Here is a 20,121-nt window from a genome sequence, read left to right as displayed (position 1 = left end):
CCTGTTTGACATCTTGATGTGGCCTGATTGCTCGTCTTACTGTCGACGACCGATATAAAGGGAAAGGTTTTGGTGAATGGCTATTTATCGACGCACTCAGGAAACTATTGGCAATTAACGATAGTGTTGCATTTCCAGTTGTTATCGTTAATGCCAAAGGCGGCACAAAGCATTTCTATGAACACTATGGCTTTCAAGCATTACAAGACACTGAAAACAAACTCTTCATCACGATTACAGATGTAAGAGCAAGCATAGGTTAGTTAAACCGCTAGCCTTTAGTGAACAACGCGACGCAGAAGCCTCAGTAAGCCGCCTTAAATGCATTACGATGGAAATGCTTCACCACGTGCACCTAACTTTTAACACCAAGCAAGATTGTACACTCTGAACGTCCTAGACCGTAAAAACTGGAACAAAGAAAACCATATTCAGAAATGTGGTTAGTGAGCTCTTTATTTACAGCTTCATACTCATCTAGCTCTGTCCCTCCATGAGCAAGATAAACTCCACCCACTATCACTCCAAGCGCCTGAGCTGCCATAAAATCTAGAGCGGAGCTCTTACGATTAAAAGCAAATAGGAAATCAGAAGATTGATTGAGGTTTCTAATATCAGCAATATCGATATTATTCGGCATTTCATCTGAGAAAAGCTTACCAACTAAATTCAGAACAACATCATGGATTGCAGCTAAATCATTTGAAGGGTTTTCAAAATTAACCAACTCAAGCGCTTTACCTGCGCATGCTTGAATTAACGTTTTACTTTGTTCTGGGTACAGTCCAGAAACGAAAAGCGCATCAAAATTAGAATCCTGCGATGAAAAGTCCAAGATATCTTCAAGTGGGATGAAAACACCATTTGGCACAGAGTCCAACTCAGGAAGAGAAATGGCTAGCTGCAATTCATCCATATCGATTTCAATTGGTTCAAACATGATGTTCCCTATTTTAGGTGATTTTCAGAACGCCTTGCTAAGATGTGCACAACGCAACATCTTAGCCTCCGCATATTATCTTAAACACATAAACCGACGCATAGTAAAAATACCGCACGTTACGAATCACTCTTAAGCAACTTGTTATACCGCTTGGCTAAGGCTAAAATGACCAAAATAAAGACCATTTAAGAGACCGATTGTATGACCACTAGAATTTTAGCCGATGTTGCTGCAAGCATTACTGAGTTGAAGGCTAACCCTATGAAAGTTGCGACTAGTGCTTACGGTGAACCTGTTGCTGTATTAAACCGAAATGAGCCAGCATTTTATTGTGTACCTGCCGAAGCGTACGAAATGATGATGGACAGACTCGAAGATCTCGAACTACTGGCTATCGCTAAAGAGCGTGAATCTGAAGAGAGCATTTCGGTAAACATTGATGACCTATAAACTCGACTTTAAAAAGAGCGCACTCAAGGAGTGGAAAAAGCTTGGCTCTACTCTACAACAACAATTTAAGAAAAAGCTAATCGAGCGTTTAGATAACCCACATGTTCCAGCTTCAAAGCTTTCTGGAGCTGACAACATGTATAAAATTAAGTTGCGTCAATCGGGCTACCGTCTCGTCTACAAAGTTGAAGACGATGTCATCATCGTAACCGTCTTAGCAGTAGGAAAACGCGAACGTAACGATGTTTACCGTAAAGCGATGAAAAGGTTAGATGATTGATTGAGGTATGACGCCCAATTTAGGGGTGAAAAACGCTTGCCATACTGTGAGCGAAGCGAAACCGCCAAGCGTTACGAATCCCTCTAAAATGCTTTGTATATGCACGTCGTAAACATCACACTCCCATACCTGGAATGGAACAACCCTAGATTTCAAATTAACAAAAGCTTACATTGACCACATTTATTGCTTGAGTAGGAATTCTAGACTAATGAAAATGCTGAGGTTACTACAACAATCTATTGCTATGTTTTGGCTCATGTTGATACTAAGTTTTGTAGTCAACTATTCAGGCGTTCACAATGAAATCGCTTTTACAATTTTAGGTGCATCTCTTTTCATATCTGCGGTCATTACTTGGCTATTGCCCCTCATAATCGTACTAGCTAACAGTGAAGTTCAGAGAAAAGGGATTATCCTATTTCTCTCGTTAGGCATCCCCGTCTTCGGTGGAATAATTAGCTATTTGATTCTAACTAAGCAGGTAAGAACGACGACAGTGTAAGGGCGAATCACTCTTAAATTCTTTGTTAGTTGTTGTTTACCAACGCTATTTATTCTCTACGTATACGTCTACATCACTTTGGTTCGATACTACGGATGAGGGATATACGGTACTTGGAATTCCAATGACAATTTCACCCGCATTACGCCATGAAATATCAATGACCTCATCAGAGTTATACACTGACTCGTAGATAAGTTCGTACCTAGTCACAGTTACATCTGGTTGAAGCCACACTTGCATTATATTGTCACTGTCTGGGCACTGCGAAAACTTTGCATGGATTGCTCGTTTTCCCTCTGGGCTAAATACTTTATCGCTTTCCCCAGTTAAGCACCCTTCTGGACGCTCAACAACAGTGCGTTGCTTGTCGACTCCTAGGCTAGCGGATACAGACAGATAAACAGTGGAAATACCGATAACAGCTAATACATGGATAATCACTAGATAAACTTTTTTCCACATTTTGTATATTCCCAATATTCTTGTTTATTCGTATTCAAATGCAACTAACGAATGACATGGATTCCCCCTACCGAGGATATGCCACACTTATGTGGTACTTAAATGCATCGGAGGCACCATGTCTGATTATTCTTATTTCTGCGGTATCGACCTAGCTAAAAACCACTTTAGTCTTCATGCCGTAGACCAAAATGGTAAGGTCATACTTCATAAGTCGGTAACTCGCTCTAAACTACTGACTACAATAGCAAATATGCCACTCATGCGTATAGGCGTTGAAGCGTGTGGTGGTGCACATTATTGGGCAAGAACACTCAATAAACTGGGTCACGACGCCCGTATTATGGCCGTTAAATACGTAGTTCCTTATCGAACTAAGGGAAAGAACGACCTTAATGATGCTGTTGCCATATGCGAAGCTGTTCAGCGGCCATCAACTCGCTTTGTGCCCGTAAAATCCCCCGAGCAACAAGCCATCCTATCGGTACATAGAATGAGAGAGCATTGGGTTCGTGAACGCACCGCGCTTATGAATCGCATGCGTGCCCTGCTTTCTGAATTCGGGTTGATCATTCCTGTTGGCCGCTCTTCGTTAATGAAACACGTTCCCTTAATGCTCGAAGATGCAGAAAATGAACTGCCACACCTCGCAAGAACGGTGATAGCCGATGCTTATCACCACCTTGACGAACTCAATCAACGTATCGCCGATACTGAGCAAGTCTTCGATTCTTTTGCTAAGGTCAGCACTAATGTTCAACGAGTGATGAAGGTTCGGGGCATTGGTCCTCAGACCGCGACTGCGATACTCGCTTCGATAGGCAATGGTTCTCAATTTGATAAAAGCCGTGATTTCTCTGCTTGGCTAGGACTAGTACCAAAGCAATATTCCACAGGAGGAAAACCTCGGTTAGGTCGGATAACCAAACACGGCGACAAATACTTACGAACACTATTAGTTCACGGCGCAAGGACCGTGATTGCCAACCTTGGCGACAAGCAAGATAAGTTAAATCAGTGGTGCAGAGGCGTTCTGGAACGAAGAGGAATGAACCGAGCAATAGTGGCACTTGCCGCGAAGAACGCACGAATTATATGGTCGCTTTTACACAATCAAACAGAATATGAAAACTATGCTGCTTAAGTAAAACCTTAAGCAGCATAAAGAGTTAAACCCACCGGGTCATTGCAGACGCTAATGATGGAGATAGGTTAAGACCACTTGCGGAGAGCCTGTTAATGCGGCGGACACACTAGATGTCATCTAACGAATAAGGCACCGCAGTCGCGCAAGTCATCAGGGCCACGACGTATGCGAATCGTCGACAAGTAGGCCGAATGTAGAGCGGCAGTCCAAAACCCATCAACATAAGTTTAGTGGATGTTTGACAACCTGGGGGGAATCCATGTAGCCGAATTAAGTGGTGAACAACGCGACCACCCAACCTTAAACCTTGCCACATTTAGCACTGAAGCAGACTTAAACTGAAATTGCCAAGCGTTGAGAATCCGTCTTAAATGCTTGTTAGCTTTTTTCTCTAATTCCTTGCGCAGAAATCGCTCTTTTACAAGTATCTACAATACCATCTTTACTTTCTGTTTTTAGAGTGTCGTCATTTAAAATGATAATTTTCTGTTCTGCGTTTAATAAACCAGAATTAACAAGTGTTTTCTCAATAATATGTAACTTACTTTGAGTCTCTGGATTTTTAGGGACAATATCGAAATGCTCAATATTAGTATTAAGAACACTACCATCTTTTAACCAAGTGCCTTCAACATATAGATCAAACTCTATTAATTCATCACCTTCTGCCTGTAAGGTCAGCGAATTAGCAACTCCCGTAGATTTTCCATTTGGAGCATATATACTAACTGCATCAAGCCAAGATACTGGCAACGTGACACCGCATGACCAAGCCCCAATTATTTGAGAAGGTGCGGCTGAAACACCAGATGATAGTAATCCGATAGTTAAAACCGATAACAACCTTAAAAACATCATACAATTTCCTTATCCTGAATTTACTCCAACATTCGACGCTATCCCCGAAAAGCTAACAGCTATATTAGACAGAATAATTCTGCATTTTGTCCCTGAAACAATTCTGTCTAGTTTCCAAGGCACGCTGCACTAGGTCCAATAATCCATTTAATAACATAATCTTACCTACTTATCTCCGTATCAAACATGATGAAAAGCAGAAATTTTCCATATAGTTTCAGCAAAATGCAGAAAACAGCTCAGTGTGTGAGTGAGTCGTTACCTTATTCGGTGATTTACTGACCAAATCCTAGGCAGTTTTGACCTAAGTCTTTGAGTTGGATGATGAGTAAACCGCAGTTCAGGCAATGAATTGTCACGTATTGGGGGCTATACATTCAAACAAAAACGCCGAGATAATTGTCGGCGTTTTTGCTATAGGTATGGAAAAGTGAGAAGTAGTAACTACTTCGCCATGGTACTCAAAAACTCGGCTTCGAACTCTTCATCGGCTTCTCGGGTTAAGCACTCCACCAGCCAATCGATGCTTTCATTATCGAGCTTACTGTTCACCACAAAAGCTTGCTTCACACCGAATTCGCCAAGTTTGGCCGAACCGTAGTTCTTGAACGATTTATTGCCGTGGTAATGGAGTGATTTGATCGCTTCTGCGTTAGGTTCTGGTAAGGCATCAAGGGTATTTGCAAGCTGAATCACCAACTCCATTGGGTTCTTGGATGAAGAGATTCGGTACAGAAAGCCGCCCTCCACTCTTTGGCGAACCCAGTAATCAAAACCACTGCAATCCATCACTTTGTCACTGACCAGTGCCGCTTCGCTGCGATAGCCACACGGTTCAACCACCACAGGGGTGTGTTTGAATTCTGGCTGGCCTGATGCAGCATCGGTATGAGGTAAGATCAGGTCACACGGTTTACTGTCTTTGGCGGTTGGGGCATTCCAGTGAATTGGCATGAAGACTTGTTCACGGCGCATCTCTTTGGTCACTACTAAGCGCGCTTGGCATTCCCCTTGTGCGCTGCGCACCTTCACTACTGGATTAATCGTGTCGTGGTTGAATGCATCTAGCCCAAATTCATCTAAACCAAGCTCAGCAACCGTATCTGGGTGCATAGCGACAAACGGTTCTGGGGTATGCTCACCTAAGCCAGCAGCCAAGCCTGTGCGGCTCATGGTATGCCATTGATCTCGGATTCGACCTGTATTCATGATTAGTGGGAATTCAAGACTGGTATCAGCGACAGGCTTGTCATGCTCAACCGAGATAAACTGCGCTTTGCCTGATTCGGTAAAGAACTCGCCATTGGTGAACATGCGCTGCTCAATGATATCTGGCTGATATTCAAGCACTGGCCACTGCTGTGGAGTAAGTTCACCATAGCCTTTTTCATCCAGCTGTGTGAGCCCGATTAAGCATAAGTCACGCGCTTTACCTGTTTCATTATCGAGCGAAGTCATCTCGCAATACTCTTTGAAGATCTCACCTTCGTGGCGATACTCAAACTGCTCGTTGAATCCCATTTTTTGTGCCACTTCTTTTAATATCCACCAATCGGGTTTTGCCTCTCCAGGGCTTGGCAATATTCGGCGTTGGCGCGAGATTCGACGCTCAGAGTTGGTTACGGTTCCTGACTTTTCGCTCCACCCTTGTGCAGGTAACACAATATCGGCCAAGCGCGTGGTTTCAGTATCGGCAATACAGTCAGACACCACCACAAATGGGCACTTCTCCAGTGCACTTTTAATTTTTTCGCTATCAGGCAGGCTCACAACAGGGTTAGTAGCCATGATCCACACCGCTTTTATCTTACCTTCATTCATGGCATCAAACAGGTCGATCGCTTTTAAACCGGCATGAGTGGCTAGGCTGTCAGTTTGCCAAAACTCACTGACGGTTTGGTGTGATTGTGGATCACCAAACTCGAAGTGCGCCGCTAAGGTATTGGCTAAACCACCCACCTCACGCCCACCCATCGCGTTCGGCTGACCCGTCACAGAGAATGGCCCCATACCCGGCTTACCGATTTTCGCGGTGGCTAAATGGCAGTTGATAATAGCATTCACCTTGTCACACCCTTGGGTAGATTGGTTTACACCTTGGGAGTAAATGGTCAGCACCTTCTCGTTAGATGCAAACAGCTCATAGAACTGTTTTAGCTGTTGCTCTGTTAAGCCTGTGATCTCAGGAACACTTTTGTCACCCCAGCCTGATTCAGTATAGCGATATTGAGTTGCAGATCGAATCGTTTCAGTAAAGCCTTGGGTGTGTTTTTCAATGTAATCAGCATCGAGTTTGTCGTTGTCATCTAAGTAGGCTAGCAAACCATTGAACAGCGCTACGTCTGAGCCAGACTCCAATGCCAAATGTATATCAGCAATTTCACAGGTGTCGGTGTAGCGCGGGTCAATGACGATCACTTTCAATGCAGGGTTGGCTTGTTTGGCAGCACGTAGGCGCTGAAAGAGAACAGGGTGACACCATGCTAGATTTGAACCTGTAATCACGACCAATTCGGCTTGCTCAAGATCTTCGTAACAAACTGGTACTGTGTCTGCGCCAAATGCACGCTTATGCCCGACCACAGTTGAAGCCATACACAGCCTTGAATTACTGTCGATATTGCCACTACCAATAAAGCCTTTCATCAGTTTATTGGCAACGTAATAGTCTTCGGTAAGCAGCTGGCCAGAAACATAGAAGGCAACTGAATCGGCCCCAAATTCTGCGATCGTTTGGTTAAATTTATCTGCGACCGACTGAGTGGCGCTGCTCCAATCCAGTTCTTGTTTTTGCTCATCCTGAATATAAGCAGGCTGTGTAAGACGACCTAAGGGCGTAACGGTATCACCGAGCGCAATCCCTTTAGTGCATAGCTTTCCATAGTTTGATGGATGATCTTTATCACCACGTACTTCTAGCTTTCCTAGCGATGTTGGTCTCGCTTCTATTCCACACCCCACACCACAATAAGCACAGGTCGATTTTATCCAGCCGTTGTTTGAATCGGTCATCCGTTTCTCGCTCAATTATCCATAATTGTAATAACTCAAACCAAGCAAATAACACGCCACTTAACACCAGTCGACGGAATTGAAATATTTTGCAATAAAAACAATTAGTTAGATAAAGAAAAAACAGAGACAATCGAAGAAATGGAATTCAACCAAGAGAAAAACTTAACTTTTGCACCATCTTGCAGAAAGTTGCACCACAAACGCTCATTTATATAAATCTAACAAAAATTTTACATACCACTTTAGGGGTAATTGCGTATCACAGTGAAAATTTAAATTGTTGAAAAATATACATTATATTTTATTTCAACGAACAACCTTCGATCTGGCACCCTCCTTGCTCCACTAGAAACCAAGACTTAGAAAAAACATTTTTGTTTTTCTTTATGGTTATGAATTGAGTGGAATCTCAACCCGGTATTCATCTGCTAACGACTAGAAATTAGATGCGAGCGATGGTGATGCCGAGAATAAGGAATGGATTATGAGCAAGAAGAAAATCGTCGTTGTTGGTAACGGCATGGTTGGACACAAATTTATCGATAACATCTTACAATCAGAGAGTGATGAGTTTGATGTGATTACCTTTAGTGAAGAGCCAAGGCTGGCCTACGACCGTGTTCAGCTGACGGCTTACTTCAATGGTAAAAGCGCTGATGACCTGTCATTAACCAGTGAAGAATATTACCAAAGCAACAGCGTGAACTACTTGTTGAACCAAAAGGTTGCCAAGCTAGACACAGCGAATCAGCAAGTCATCACTGAAAGTGGTCACATTGAAAGCTACGACAAGCTGATCTTAGCAACGGGCTCTTTCCCTTTTGTTCCTCCTATTCCCGGTAACGACCAAGAACACTGTCACGTTTATCGTACTATCGAAGATTTAGACGCCATCGAACTTTCAAGCAAAGACAGTAAATCTGGCGTGGTCATTGGTGGTGGTCTACTTGGCTTAGAAGCCGCAAACGCAGTCAAAAACCTTGGCTTAAAAACCCACGTAGTTGAATTCGCACCTCGCCTAATGGCCGTTCAACTAGATGACGGTGGCGGTGCCCTACTGCGCAGAAAAATTGAAGACCTTGGGGTGCAGGTTCATACCGAGAAAGCGACCTCTGAAATAGTCGATGGAGAAAATGCTCGTTACCGCATGAACTTTGCCGATGGCACCCATTTAGAAACCGATATGATCGTATTCTCTGCAGGTATTCGCCCTCAAGATGAACTGGCAAGAAGCTCTGATGTCGAGATTGGCGAACGTGGCGGTATTGTTATCAACAATCACTGTCAGACCAACATCGATAACGTCTACGCCATTGGTGAATGTGCGCTTTGGGACAACAAGATCTTCGGCTTAGTCGCTCCTGGTTATTCCATGGCAAAAATCGCGGCTTCGCATATTGTCTCTGACGGCACTGACGAGTCTGAGTTCACTGGCGCAGACATGAGTACCAAACTCAAACTGCTTGGTGTCGATGTGGCCAGTATTGGTGAAGTACACGGCAAGACGGAAGGCGCTCAATCGTATACCTATAACGATGAAATCGAACAAGTTTATAAGCGCCTGATCATCTCGGCAGACGGTACAAAGATTGTCGGAGCAGTATTGGTTGGCGATGCAGAAGCTTATGGTTCACTGCTGCAAATCAAGCAAAACGATATGCCTCTTCCTGAAAACCCATCAGTGCTGATTCTACCAAACGTAGCCGACGATTCGGGCTCTGCTATGGGTGTTGAAGCACTACCAGACAGTGCTGTGATTTGTTCATGTTTTGATGTGACCAAAGGCGATATCAAAGACGCGGTATCTGCTGGTTGCACCACCATGGCCGCACTAAAAGAAACCACCAACGCTTCAACGGGTTGTGGCGGTTGTTCTGCCCTTGCTAAACAAGTACTTGATAGCGAACTGAGTAACCTAGGTGTGGAAGTCTCTAACGATATCTGTGAGCACTTCGCTTACTCTCGTCAAGAACTGACTGACATCATCCGTGTAAACAAAATCAAAACCTTCGATGAATTACTGGAATCTCACGGCAATGGATTGGGCTGTACTGTATGTAAACCAACAGTCGGTTCAATTCTGGCGTCCTACTGGAACGATTATATCCTCGAAGATCAACACATCGAGCTGCAAGACACCAACGACATCTACCTTGGCAACATGCAAAAAGACGGCACTTACTCTGTAGTTCCGCGTATTGCCGGCGGTGAAATCACACCAGACAAACTGATTGTACTTGGCGAAGTCGCTAAAGAGTTCGACCTCTATACCAAAATCACAGGCGGTCAACGTGTCGACTTGTTTGGCGCGCAACTTAACGAACTGCCAATCATCTGGAAAAAGCTAATCGATGCAGGTTTTGAAACTGGCCACGCCTACGGTAAATCGGTTCGTACCGTGAAGTCGTGTGTGGGTAGCACTTGGTGTCGATACGGTGTCGACGACAGTGTTGGTTTAGCGATTCGACTTGAGAACCGCTACAAAGGCTTACGTTCTCCACACAAGATCAAGTTTGCGGTTTCTGGATGTACTCGTGAATGTGCAGAAGCGCAATCGAAAGACATTGGCGTCATTGCAACCGACAAAGGTTGGAACCTGTACATCTGTGGCAACGGCGGTATGCGTCCTCGTCACGCTGACCTATTCGCCACTGATTTAGATGAAACCACACTGCTTAAATACATCGACCGTGTTTTGATGTTCTACACACGCACCGCAGATCGCCTACAACGTACATCGGTATGGATGGAGAACCTTGAAGGCGGCATTGAATACCTCAAACAAGTCGTGATTGAAGATAAGCTCAACGTTGCTGAAGAACTTGAAGCTGACATCGCCCTCAACATCGAGAAGTACCAGTGTGAGTGGAAGACCACCATTGAGAGCCCAGCGAAAATGAAACGCTTCCAACACTACATCAACAGCGCAGAAATGGACACTAGCCTTTCATTCATTAAAGAGCGCGAGCAACGTTTCCCTAAACCCGCGAAGCCATCTTTGGATTCCCAAAGAGACGAAAAACTGGTTAGCGCGGATCAAATCGAGATTATGGAAGTGTCGTAAACCCAATATCGATAGTCGACAGTGGCGCAGCCCAAGAAAACTGCTGTCGGCTATCACCCTAATTACATTGAATATTCGTTTTATGTTTCGACAAGGAGACTGTCATGGAAAATTGGACAACTGTCTGTTCTCAAGAAGACCTAACCCCGAATGCTGGTATCTGTGCAAAAGTCGCAGAGCATCAAGTCGCGATCTTTTACTGCACACGCAATGATAAGATCTACGGTCTTTCTAATTACGACCCAATTGGAAAAGCAAACGTAATGTCACGTGGTATCATCGGCTCTCTAAGCGGTGAACCTTATGTCGCATCACCCCTTTACAAGCAGCATTACCATCTGGAAACAGGGGCTTGTTTGGAAGAGCCGGAGCATCAACTCATTCGCTTTGAAGTGAGAAAACAAGGCTCAAATATTCAGGTTCTAGCACCACAAACGTTGGCAAGTTAATCACCCTCGTTTAGTCACCATACGTAATAGACAAGCACGTAATAAACAAGCTTTCGGTGACTCGGTTTCAATTTGAAAACATGCTTGGCTCTTGAACTAACCAGCGACGGGTTACTGGAGCTATGGAGTAAGCATGTGCAAATACTTTCCAGATTTAAAGGATTTAAACCATGGATAACACAAAATTCTCGCTGCTTTCATTTACAGGCAAGATGAAAATCTTACACCTGAGTTGGATGGCCTTTTTTATCACCTTTGTCGTGTGGTTCAACTTTGCCCCACTCTTGCAAATGGTAAAAACCACACTTGGTCTAACGACTGAAGAGATCAAAACACTCCTGATCCTCAACGTTGCCCTAACTATTCCAGCTCGCGTTGCAATTGGTATGCTAACCGACAGATACGGCCCTAAACTGGTCTACTCTTCGCTTCTCGCAATCTGTTCCATCCCTTGTTTTATGTTTGCGCTAGCAGACTCTTTCATTCAAGCGGCCATCGCTCGTTTCTTATTGGGCTTCATTGGCGCAGGTTTCGTTGTCGGTATTCGTCTTGTGTCTGAGTGGTTCCCACACAACGAATTAGGTACAGCAGAAGGCATTTACGGTGGTTGGGGTAACTTTGGTTCAGCTGCGGCGGCATTTACGCTTCCAACTCTCGCTCTAGCATTTGGTGGTGAAGACGGTTGGCGTTATGCCGTTGGTATCACGGGCGTTATGAGCTTAGCGTTCTCGTTTATCTTCTACAAAAACGTGTCAGACACGCCAAAAGGTTCGACTTACTTTAAACCGGCTCAAGTAACCGCAATGGAAGTGACATCAAAGGGTGACTTTTTCTTCCTACTCATTATGAAGATCCCGATGTACGCGGCACTGGCTCTGCTGGCTTGGAAATTGTCTCCATCAGGTATTGGCATGTTGTCAGACGTTGCGGTTTACGGTGTATATGCCGTACTTGCAGCCTTGTATGTTTACGAAGTATCACAAGTTTGGAAAGTGAATAAGAACGTATTCAAAGAAGAAGTACCTGAGATTCACCAATATAAATTCAAGCAAGTGGCTGTGCTTAACGTACTGTACTTCGCGACCTTTGGCTCTGAATTAGCGGTTGTTTCTATGTTGCCATTGTTCTTCTCAGACACCTTCGAGTTAACGCCTGTTCTGGCTGGTATGGTGGCTTCGGCTTATGCCTTTATGAACTTAATGTCTCGTCCGGGCGGTGGTTGGATTTCAGATAAATTCGGTCGTAAACCAACTCTGTTAATACTAACGATTGGTCTTGCTGCGGGTTACTTTACGATGGGGCAAGTAGATGGCACATGGCCGGTATGGTTAGCGGTTGTTGCAGCAATGGCATGTTCTTTCTTCGTGCAAGCTGGCGAAGGTGCAGTTTTCGCGACAGTGCCTCTAATTAAGCGTCGTATGACAGGTCAAATTGCCGGTATGACGGGCGCTTACGGTAACGTGGGTGCAGTGGTTTATCTTACTGTGCTGTCATTTGTTAGCTACCAAACCTTCTTCTTAGTGATTGCAGCAACAGCCGTACTTGGTTTTGTCACACTGCTATTCATGGAAGAACCAAATGGTCAAATTGCTGAGGTGAACGATGACGGTAGCGTTACGCTAATCAACGTCTCTAGCTAGTATCAGCATTGATATTATTGAATCGGGAGTAGTACCAAGGTGTTTCACCACTTTGGTACTGCGTTCAAAGGCTCTATGTTCACTAGAGCTTTTGTTCTTTCTCAGATGTTTTCTCAAGGAAGTGAGAATAAGACCCGCTAACAAGAAGGCCAGTTATGACGATTTCATTCAGCCAAGGGCAAGCTATTAAAGCAGAATCCAACAACCAACTTACCCTGAAGTTTGGCGGTTATTCGAATAAAGGTGTGCGTGATGAAAACCAAGACGCCATCATCGTTAAGTATCCTAAAACTCGCTCAGAGCAGGAACTCAAAGGTAGTGTTGCCTGCATCGCCGATGGTGCCAGTTGCAGTGAACATGGGCAAAAAGCCAGCCACACCAGCGTGATGCAGTTTATTGATGACTATTATGCGACGCCGAAAAGTTGGAGCATTCAACGTTCAGCCCAAAAAGTCCTAACCTCACTCAACTCTTGGCTTTTCAATTCCTCAGTTTCGAATATTCATCCTACTCAACAAGTTAACCATAACGCGCTCGTTTCCACCTTTAGCAGCGTGATATTGAAATCAAATACCGCCCACCTATTCCATGTTGGCGACAGCCGTATTTATCTATTGAGAGACGGTGAACTGCGTCAGCTTACGCGAGATCATACTCGTAAAAACATGGGGCAAAAACACTACCTAACCCGAGCACTAGGCATGGATAATCAGCTTAATGTTGACTATCAAACTCTAGCAATCAAAAAGAACGACCGCTTCATTCTCACTTCCGATGGTGTGCATGAATTTGTTTCTCCGAACACCTTCAGGGAACACATAGACAAACCCAATGTGGATTTCGAACATGCCGCGCAGAGCATCTGTAACACGGCTTTAAGCCATAACAGTTCAGACAACGTAAGCTGCTTGATTGTTGAAGTCACTCAATTACCCACGCCTTCATTAATCGAATTTCATGAAAAGCTCTCTAAACGCGCTATTCCACCAGCATTAAAGCTAGGCCAAAGTATCGATAACTTTATGGTGCTTGAAGTGCTGTACGCAGGTTCAAGAAGCCATGTGTATCGCGTAATGCAAAAAGGAACACAAACCGAATTCGTACTCAAGGTCCCCTCTGTTCAATACCATGATGATCCAACACAACTGACGGCTTTCTTTAACGAACAATGGGCTGGCATCTTGTTGAATAACAAGAAAGTAATGAAGGTCTACCCAACGCCAGAACATTCACACTTCCTATATCAAATTTGCGAATTGGTTGAAGGAGTCACGTTGAGACAGTGGATGTACGACAATCCCAACCCTTCTCTAGAACAAGTACGTGAGATACTCGACAAAATCACTCAAGGCGTTCGAGTGTTACAACGCGCAGACATGGTGCACAGAGATTTAAAACCTGAAAACATCATGATACAGCGCGATGGTGACATCAAAATCATCGACCTTGGTGCGGTATTAGTTCGGGGGATTGAGGAAGGAGAACAAACAGAGAAAGACTCAACACCACTCGGCGCTGTTAATTACATTGCACCAGAAACCATCAAGTACAACACGGCCACGACAAGCTCTGATCTGTTTTCTATTGCTGTCATCGGTTATGAAATGCTGACGGGCGAACTGCCCTATTCTGAAATGACCGTACAATCATTGGCGCAATCTCGTCACCATCAATGGGAATATCAACCGCTCACACAGAAGCGAACAGATCTGCCGGCTTGGATTGATTTGGTTTTGCAAAAAGCGTGTGCTGAATCGCCAAATGAGAGATATCAAGTGTTGGGCGATTTTGTTACTGACCTCTACACGCCAAACCAGAGCCTAATAAAGCACAAAGCCAAGCAACCTTTGATCAACCGAAACCCAATCCAGTTTTGGAAAGTGTTGGCTCTGTTGCTAGGCGTTGTGGCTATTGTAGAGTTAGGGCTGTTGTTGAACTTAAATTAACTATAAGCCCCAAGCTAACCGCGTTTAGCCTCGTTTGACTAAGCTTCTTGGCACCAATTCTATACCCGCTTGGTAGCGTTTAGCTGAAGCGTTCAAAGCAAGTGCAAACGCACTATCCGCAATAACTTCAAACTGCTGTGGCAGTGAATGAACTTTGAATGGTAAGAAGTCCAATAAGCGGTTATCACCAAAGGTCGCCAACTTCACTTGATTGATCAATTCTGGCTTTTCGACCATCACATCCAACACACCCTCTAACAAGGTGTAAGACATGGTGACAATCGCATCAGGGACGGTGCCTTTAGCAATCCACTCCTCAAACACTTCTCGACCGGATTCACGATCAAAGTGTTCTCCGTAACCGACAACGGTTGGCTTATTTTCTGTTAACCCTGTTTGTTGAGTATGTGCTTTATTTGCGGCTTCAAAACCCAACTGACGTTCGCGAGAAATGTTCAAATCAGGCAGTGCGCCTATCAAGCCAACGCTATGAATATTGTCATCAAGGATCGAATGCGTCAGTTCAAACGCCGCTTCAAAGTCTTCACTGATCACACAGGCAAAGTGTTCATCGTCTAGCGGACGGTCAATTGCGATGACTGGCGTACCCGAGTTTTGCAGCTTCAAGTAGAACTCATTGGCATCTGGCATGGAGCTCGCTACCAGCAAGGCATCAATACGACGACTCACCAAAGCTTCGGCTACTTTACGTTCGGTTTCAGCATCATCATCAGAGCAACCGATTAGGATTTGATAGCCCACTTTACGCGAGTTCTGCTCTATCAATTTTGCTAAACGCGCGTAACTGCTGTTTTCGAGATCCGGAATAATCAAACCAAATGAACGGCTATTACCAGCACGCAGCGACGAAGCAGCATGGTCTGGTCGGTAGTTATACTCTTCTACTACTGCCATGACTTTCTGTTGTGTCTTTTCACTGATTCTGTATTTCTGCGCCTTGCCATTAATCACATAGCTGGCTGTGGTTTTCGACACACCGGCTAGTTTGGCAATCTCATCTAGTGTCATATGGGTGACCTGTATTTTGTGCGTAGGATCATATAACCAATCTTCTGATCCTTGGATTAGTTGAATTATATGCTGAATCGATTCAGTATAAAAGCTGAAAGGATTCAGCAAAATCTGAAAAGTGACTTCAATCATCCTTTTGTATGGATTGAGCGTCATTTGTCGTGATTCAACTTCTCGTTGTTAACGAAACTAAAATTACGACACGCAGCAAAACTATTTTGATTATCAAAATCGGCTTTGCTGAATTTTTTTACACTGAATGCTGAACCGATTCAGCCAAGATAAAACAATGAGCAAGCAACGCGCAAATATTGCTCCAGACTGAATCGTAGCGATACACAAATTCTCAAGCGATACGCTAAAGAGGCACCATGCTTAAATTATCAAAATCTGACATCACTCTTGGTCAAACGGCCGATGACAAATTCAAAGCTATCCAGAACATTGCTGGCGACCTAACCGCGAAAGGCTTAGTGGATTCAGGCTACGTTGAAGGAATGCTGAACCGTGAAAACCAGAACTCTACGTTCCTAGGCAACGGTATTGCGATCCCTCACGGCACCACTGACACTCGTGACCTAGTAAAAGAGACAGGCGTTGCGGTACACCACTTCCCTGAAGGTATTGATTGGGCAGACGGCAACCGTGTTTACGTAGCGATTGGTATTGCAGCGAAATCAGACGAGCACTTAGGCATCCTTAAGCAGCTAACGAAAGTGCTAGCGGCAGACGGTGTTGAAGAGAAATTAAAGCAAGCGAAATCAGAAGACGAAATTATCGTCCTACTGAACGGCGAAGTTCAGCTTGAAGCTGACTTAGATGCTTCTTTGGTTCAATTACTGTTCCCAGCAAGCGATATGATTCAAATGTCTGCAGTTGCGGGCGGCCTACTTAAGAATACAGGCTGTACAGACAATGCATTCGTTGCTGACCTAGTAACAAAAACACCGACTCACCTAGGCCAAGGCTTGTGGTTGTTGGGTAGCGATAAAGGCGTAACTCGCACTGGCGTATCGTTTGTTTCTACCGCAAACCACTGCGAATTCGAAGGCACACCAGTTAAAGCATTGGTGGCATTTGCTGCTTGTAACAGCGCACACCAATCTATTCTGGCAAACCTAAGCAAAATGGTATTCGAAGGCAAACAGCAACAACTGTTAACTGCTGATGTTGCACAAGTGATTGGCCTTCTAAAAGGTGAAGCGGTTTCTTCAGCATCTCAAGACGATGACAACTGCGCAGTATTCAAAATCAAAAACGCACACGGCCTACACGCTCGCCCAGGCGCAATGCTGGTAGCAGAAGCGAAGAAATTCGAATCAACCATCCGCGTATCAAACCTAGACGGCGATGGAAAAGAAGTGAACGCGAAGAGCTTGATGAAAGTGATCGCACTTGGCGTGAAACACGGCCACCAGCTTCAGTTTGTTGCTGAAGGTGATGATGCAGCACAAGCACTTGAATCGATTGGCAAAGCGATCGCTTCAGGCCTTGGTGAAGGTTAAGGAGTCGATATGTCTGATAAACAAATCAAAGCCGTTACCGTTACGCTAAACCCAGCCCTAGACCTGACGGGTGCTATCGACGCACTGAATGTTGGCTCAGTTAGCCTAGTCAATAAAGGCTCTCTACATGCAGCAGGTAAAGGCGTAAACGTAGCAAAAGTGCTTTCAGAGCTTGGCGCTAAAGTGACCGTAACGGGTTTCCTTGGCCGCAATAACGAAGAAGCGTTCTGTCAACTGTTCGAACAGATGGGTGCAACTGACCGCTTCATTCGTGTTGATGGTGCTACTCGTATCAACGTAAAACTGGTTGAAAACAATAGCCAAGTAAGTGACATCAACTTCCCAGGTGTTCCTGTTGATGCTGATGCAATTAAAGCATTTGAAGAAACCTTATTAGAGCTTGCGAAAACGCACGATTACTTCGTGATTGCGGGCAGCTTGCCACAAGGCATCTCTCCTGAGCTTTGCGCTTCTTGGGTTCAACGCTTACACGATTTAGGTAAGAAGGTGCTGTTTGATAGCAGCCGTGACGCACTTAAAGCCGGCATCAATGCACAACCATGGTTAATCAAACCAAACGATGAAGAGCTGTCTCAGTTATTCAATGCCGAACTGACAACACGTGACCAATGCCTACACGCAGGCCAAGCCCTAAGTGAAAAAGGCATCGATAACATCGTGGTATCACTTGGCGCTGAAGGCGTGATGTGGCTTAACCAAGGTGAATGGCTACATGCTCAACCACCGCGTATGCAAGTGGTGAGCACAGTAGGCGCAGGTGACACCTTAGTTGCTGGCCTATGTTGGGGTCACATGCAACAAATGCCAAAACCAGAACTTATTAAATTCGCAACCGCCCTATCTGCGCTAGCAGTTTCACAGGTAGGTGTGGGCATCACCAGCCAACAAGAGCTGGATTCAGTACTACAAAATATCCAATTACAGTCGCTTAGTGCTCCAACTAGCCAGTTAGACGCAACCAAATAGGACAAAGGGTTTATTATGAATATTACCATTATCACAGCTTGCCCAAGTGGCGTAGCAAACAGCATCATCGCCGCAGGCTTGTTAGAGCAAGCGACAAAAGCACTGGGTTGGAACGCCGCTATTGAATGCCAATCAAGCGTGTTACCTGAATCTCCAGTTTCACAAGACGCTATCGACAGCAGCGACGTTGTAGTTATCGCAGCTAACACAAACGTTGATAAAACACGTTTCGTGGGCAAAAAAGTGTACCAAGCAGTTATCTCTGAGTGCACAGCAGATGCAAAAGCATTTCTAGAGAAAGCGGTAGCAGAAGCAACGGTACTAGAGGCTTCTCAAGTTGAAAGCACTGTTGAAGTGACAGGAACTTCTCCAGCGACAGGCAGCAAAAAGATCGTAGCGATTACGGCTTGTCCAACGGGTGTTGCACATACCTTTATGGCAGCTGAAGCGCTTGAAGCAGAAGGCAAACGCCTAGGTCACCAAATCAAAGTGGAAACTCGCGGCTCTGTAGGTGCGAAGAACCAACTGACAGACCAAGAAATCGCAGACGCTGATCTGGTTATCATCGCAGCCGACATCGACGTTCCACTGGATCGTTTTAACGGCAAAGCGCTATACAAAACAACGACAAGCCCTGCTTTGAAGAAAACAAAGCAAGAGATGGAAAAAGCGTTCGCAGAAGCTAAACCATACCAGCACACAGCCTCTTCAAATTCAGCGCCTGCTGATGAGAAGAAAGGCGTGTACAAGCACCTAATGACAGGTGTATCTCACATGCTTCCTGTAGTTGTTGCGGGTGGTTTGATCATCGCTCTTTCTTTCGTATTCGGTATCGAAGCGTTTAAAGAAGAAGGCACACTAGCTGCAGCACTGATGACTATCGGTGGTGGTTCTGCATTCGCACTGATGATTCCTGTTCTTGCTGGTTTCATTGCATTCTCGATTGCTGACCGTCCGGGTCTGGCTCCAGGTCTAATCGGCGGTATGCTGGCTAGCTCAACTGGCGCAGGTTTCCTAGGTGGTATCGCGGCGGGTTTCATTGCAGGTTACTCTGCTAAGTTCATTGCCGACAAAGTTCAACTCCCACAATCTATGGAAGCCCTCAAGCCAATCCTGATCATTCCATTTATCGCGAGTTTGTTTACTGGTCTTGTGATGGTTTACATCGTAGGTGGTCCTGTTTCTGGCGTGATGAGCGCGATGACGACTTTCCTAAACAACATGGGAACGTCTAACGCGATTCTTCTGGGTGTAATTCTAGGCGCAATGATGTGTTTCGACCTTGGTGGTCCTGTAAACAAAGCGGCTTATACATTCGGTGTTGGTCTACTGGCTTCGCAAACTTACGCACCAATGGCCGCTATCATGGCAGCAGGTATGGTTCCAGCTCTAGGTATGGGCCTTGCGACTTTCCTAGTGAAAGACAAGTTTGAAGCAGGCGAGCGTGAAGCAGGTAAAGCATCATTTGTTCTTGGCTTATGCTTCATCTCTGAAGGTGCGATTCCATTCGCAGCGAAAGATCCAATGCGTGTTATCCCAGCATGTATGGCAGGTGGCGCACTAACTGGCGCTCTATCAATGATGTTTGGTGCACAGCTAATGGCTCCACACGGCGGCTTGTTCGTACTACTGATTCCTGGCGCTATCTCTCCAGTGCTTATGTACCTAGTGGCGATTGCAGCAGGTACGCTAGTAACTGGCTTTGGTTACGCTGCACTTAAAAAGATGAGCGGCTCTAAAGTAACGGCAGAGGCTTAATCCCCCTACTCTGTTTAGCTCCAATAAAGCGACTTAATAAGCAAAGGCTCCTCAATTGAGGCTGTCTCTTATACACA

General features: G+C 45.0%; 15 protein-coding genes and 1 pseudogene. 11 read left to right on the top strand and 5 right to left on the bottom strand.

Annotated features, from left to right (window positions below):
- Positions 1-20: 20 nt before the first annotated feature.
- Positions 21-263, top strand: a pseudogene (locus BCT34_RS00350) (GNAT family N-acetyltransferase); the annotation flags it as partial.
- A 92-nt stretch (positions 264-355) separates the two neighbouring features.
- On the opposite strand, the gene BCT34_RS00345 reads toward BCT34_RS00350, so the two are convergent.
- Positions 356-940: a hypothetical protein gene (locus tag BCT34_RS00345; protein WP_076654799.1), complete on the bottom strand. Its 585-nt coding sequence runs from the start codon at positions 938-940 to the stop codon at positions 356-358.
- 204 nt (positions 941-1,144) lie between these two features.
- Between BCT34_RS00345 and BCT34_RS00335 the strand changes: the two genes are divergently transcribed.
- Both BCT34_RS00335 and BCT34_RS00330 read left to right on the top strand, forming a co-directional pair.
- Entirely contained in the window at positions 1,145-1,393 is a 249-nt protein-coding gene (locus BCT34_RS00335; protein WP_005377003.1) for a type II toxin-antitoxin system Phd/YefM family antitoxin, read from the top strand.
- Entirely contained in the window at positions 1,383-1,673 is a 291-nt protein-coding gene (locus BCT34_RS00330) for a type II toxin-antitoxin system RelE/ParE family toxin (RefSeq protein ID WP_020840746.1), read from the top strand. The genes BCT34_RS00335 and BCT34_RS00330 overlap by 11 nt, the downstream gene beginning before the upstream one ends.
- A 550-nt stretch (positions 1,674-2,223) precedes the next feature.
- Here BCT34_RS00330 and BCT34_RS00320 read toward each other — a convergent pair.
- Positions 2,224-2,643 carry a hypothetical protein gene (locus BCT34_RS00320; RefSeq protein ID WP_076654801.1) on the bottom strand — a complete coding sequence of 140 codons (420 nt, stop codon included), beginning with the start codon at positions 2,641-2,643 and terminating at the stop codon, positions 2,224-2,226.
- A gap of 118 nt (positions 2,644-2,761) precedes the next feature.
- Between BCT34_RS00320 and BCT34_RS00315 the strand changes: the two genes are divergently transcribed.
- Entirely contained in the window at positions 2,762-3,787 is a 1,026-nt protein-coding gene (locus tag BCT34_RS00315; RefSeq protein WP_076654802.1) for an IS110 family transposase, read from the top strand.
- A gap of 381 nt (positions 3,788-4,168) precedes the next feature.
- Here the strand turns inward: BCT34_RS00315 and BCT34_RS00310 are convergent, their stop codons facing one another.
- Complete coding sequence (locus BCT34_RS00310; protein ID WP_076654803.1) at positions 4,169-4,648, bottom strand: hypothetical protein; 480 nt, start codon at positions 4,646-4,648, stop codon at positions 4,169-4,171.
- Positions 4,649-5,092: 444 nt separating this feature from the next.
- On the bottom strand, positions 5,093-7,675 hold the full coding sequence (locus tag BCT34_RS00305) for a nitrate reductase (RefSeq protein WP_076654804.1): 2,583 nt from the start codon (positions 7,673-7,675) through the stop codon (positions 5,093-5,095).
- Between the two features lie 472 nt (positions 7,676-8,147).
- On the opposite strand from BCT34_RS00305, the gene nirB reads away from it, so the two are divergent.
- The 4 genes from nirB to BCT34_RS00285 all read left to right on the top strand — a co-directional run bounded on the left by nirB (position 8,148) and on the right by BCT34_RS00285 (position 14,762).
- Positions 8,148-10,727 (top strand): nitrite reductase large subunit NirB, encoded by a 2,580-nt coding sequence (nirB, locus tag BCT34_RS00300; RefSeq protein WP_076654805.1) that lies wholly within the window; start codon positions 8,148-8,150, stop codon positions 10,725-10,727.
- A gap of 104 nt (positions 10,728-10,831) precedes the next feature.
- On the top strand, positions 10,832-11,176 hold the full coding sequence (nirD, locus tag BCT34_RS00295; protein ID WP_076650872.1) for a nitrite reductase small subunit NirD: 345 nt from the start codon (positions 10,832-10,834) through the stop codon (positions 11,174-11,176).
- A 170-nt stretch (positions 11,177-11,346) separates the two neighbouring features.
- On the top strand, positions 11,347-12,816 hold the full coding sequence (locus BCT34_RS00290) for a NarK family nitrate/nitrite MFS transporter (RefSeq protein WP_076650871.1): 1,470 nt from the start codon (positions 11,347-11,349) through the stop codon (positions 12,814-12,816).
- Between the two features lie 155 nt (positions 12,817-12,971).
- Entirely contained in the window at positions 12,972-14,762 is a 1,791-nt protein-coding gene (locus BCT34_RS00285; RefSeq protein ID WP_076650870.1) for a bifunctional protein-serine/threonine kinase/phosphatase, read from the top strand.
- A 24-nt stretch (positions 14,763-14,786) separates the two neighbouring features.
- Here BCT34_RS00285 and cra read toward each other — a convergent pair whose 3' ends face one another.
- Positions 14,787-15,791, bottom strand: a complete 1,005-nt coding sequence (gene cra, locus BCT34_RS00280; RefSeq protein WP_076650873.1) for a catabolite repressor/activator — start codon at positions 15,789-15,791, stop codon at positions 14,787-14,789.
- 374 nt (positions 15,792-16,165) lie between these two features.
- Between cra and fruB the strand changes: the two genes are divergently transcribed.
- Genes fruB through fruA form a run of 3 tightly spaced genes read left to right on the top strand, consistent with a single transcriptional unit; the run spans position 16,166 to position 20,044 of the window.
- Entirely contained in the window at positions 16,166-17,299 is a 1,134-nt protein-coding gene (fruB, locus tag BCT34_RS00275; protein ID WP_076650869.1) for a fused PTS fructose transporter subunit IIA/HPr protein, read from the top strand.
- Positions 17,300-17,308: 9 nt separating this feature from the next.
- Positions 17,309-18,286 (top strand): 1-phosphofructokinase, encoded by a 978-nt coding sequence (pfkB, locus tag BCT34_RS00270; RefSeq protein ID WP_076650868.1) that lies wholly within the window; start codon positions 17,309-17,311, stop codon positions 18,284-18,286.
- A 15-nt stretch (positions 18,287-18,301) separates the two neighbouring features.
- Positions 18,302-20,044, top strand: coding sequence for a PTS fructose transporter subunit IIBC (gene fruA / locus BCT34_RS00265; protein ID WP_076650867.1), 1,743 nt, complete (start codon positions 18,302-18,304; stop codon positions 20,042-20,044).
- The last annotated feature ends 77 nt before the right edge of the window (positions 20,045-20,121 follow it).

It is taken from the genome of Vibrio sp. 10N.261.45.E2, from assembly GCF_002875705.1.
In the GTDB taxonomy this organism is placed as follows: Bacteria; Pseudomonadota; Gammaproteobacteria; order Enterobacterales; family Vibrionaceae; genus Vibrio.
The sequence above is the reverse complement of the archived record's forward strand: the minus strand, read 5'-3'. Positions and strand labels throughout refer to the sequence as shown.

Excerpts from the sequence above, each read along its gene's own strand:
- BCT34_RS00330 (WP_020840746.1), top strand. The coding sequence starts at position 1,383 with ATGACCTATAAACTCGACTTTAAAAAGAGCGCACTCAAGGAGTGGAAA.
- BCT34_RS00320 (WP_076654801.1), bottom strand. The coding sequence starts at position 2,643 with ATGTGGAAAAAAGTTTATCTAGTGATTATCCATGTATTAGCTGTTATC.
- BCT34_RS00335 (WP_005377003.1), top strand. The coding sequence starts at position 1,145 with ATGACCACTAGAATTTTAGCCGATGTTGCTGCAAGCATTACTGAGTTG.
- BCT34_RS00290 (WP_076650871.1), top strand. The coding sequence starts at position 11,347 with ATGGATAACACAAAATTCTCGCTGCTTTCATTTACAGGCAAGATGAAA.
- BCT34_RS00315 (WP_076654802.1), top strand. The coding sequence starts at position 2,762 with ATGTCTGATTATTCTTATTTCTGCGGTATCGACCTAGCTAAAAACCAC.
- nirD (WP_076650872.1), top strand. The coding sequence starts at position 10,832 with ATGGAAAATTGGACAACTGTCTGTTCTCAAGAAGACCTAACCCCGAAT.
- BCT34_RS00345 (WP_076654799.1), bottom strand. The coding sequence starts at position 940 with ATGTTTGAACCAATTGAAATCGATATGGATGAATTGCAGCTAGCCATT.
- pfkB (WP_076650868.1), top strand. The coding sequence starts at position 17,309 with ATGTCTGATAAACAAATCAAAGCCGTTACCGTTACGCTAAACCCAGCC.
- nirB (WP_076654805.1), top strand. The coding sequence starts at position 8,148 with ATGAGCAAGAAGAAAATCGTCGTTGTTGGTAACGGCATGGTTGGACAC.
- BCT34_RS00285 (WP_076650870.1), top strand. The coding sequence starts at position 12,972 with ATGACGATTTCATTCAGCCAAGGGCAAGCTATTAAAGCAGAATCCAAC.
- BCT34_RS00310 (WP_076654803.1), bottom strand. The coding sequence starts at position 4,648 with ATGATGTTTTTAAGGTTGTTATCGGTTTTAACTATCGGATTACTATCA.
- cra (WP_076650873.1), bottom strand. The coding sequence starts at position 15,791 with ATGACACTAGATGAGATTGCCAAACTAGCCGGTGTGTCGAAAACCACA.
- fruA (WP_076650867.1), top strand. The coding sequence starts at position 18,302 with ATGAATATTACCATTATCACAGCTTGCCCAAGTGGCGTAGCAAACAGC.
- fruB (WP_076650869.1), top strand. The coding sequence starts at position 16,166 with ATGCTTAAATTATCAAAATCTGACATCACTCTTGGTCAAACGGCCGAT.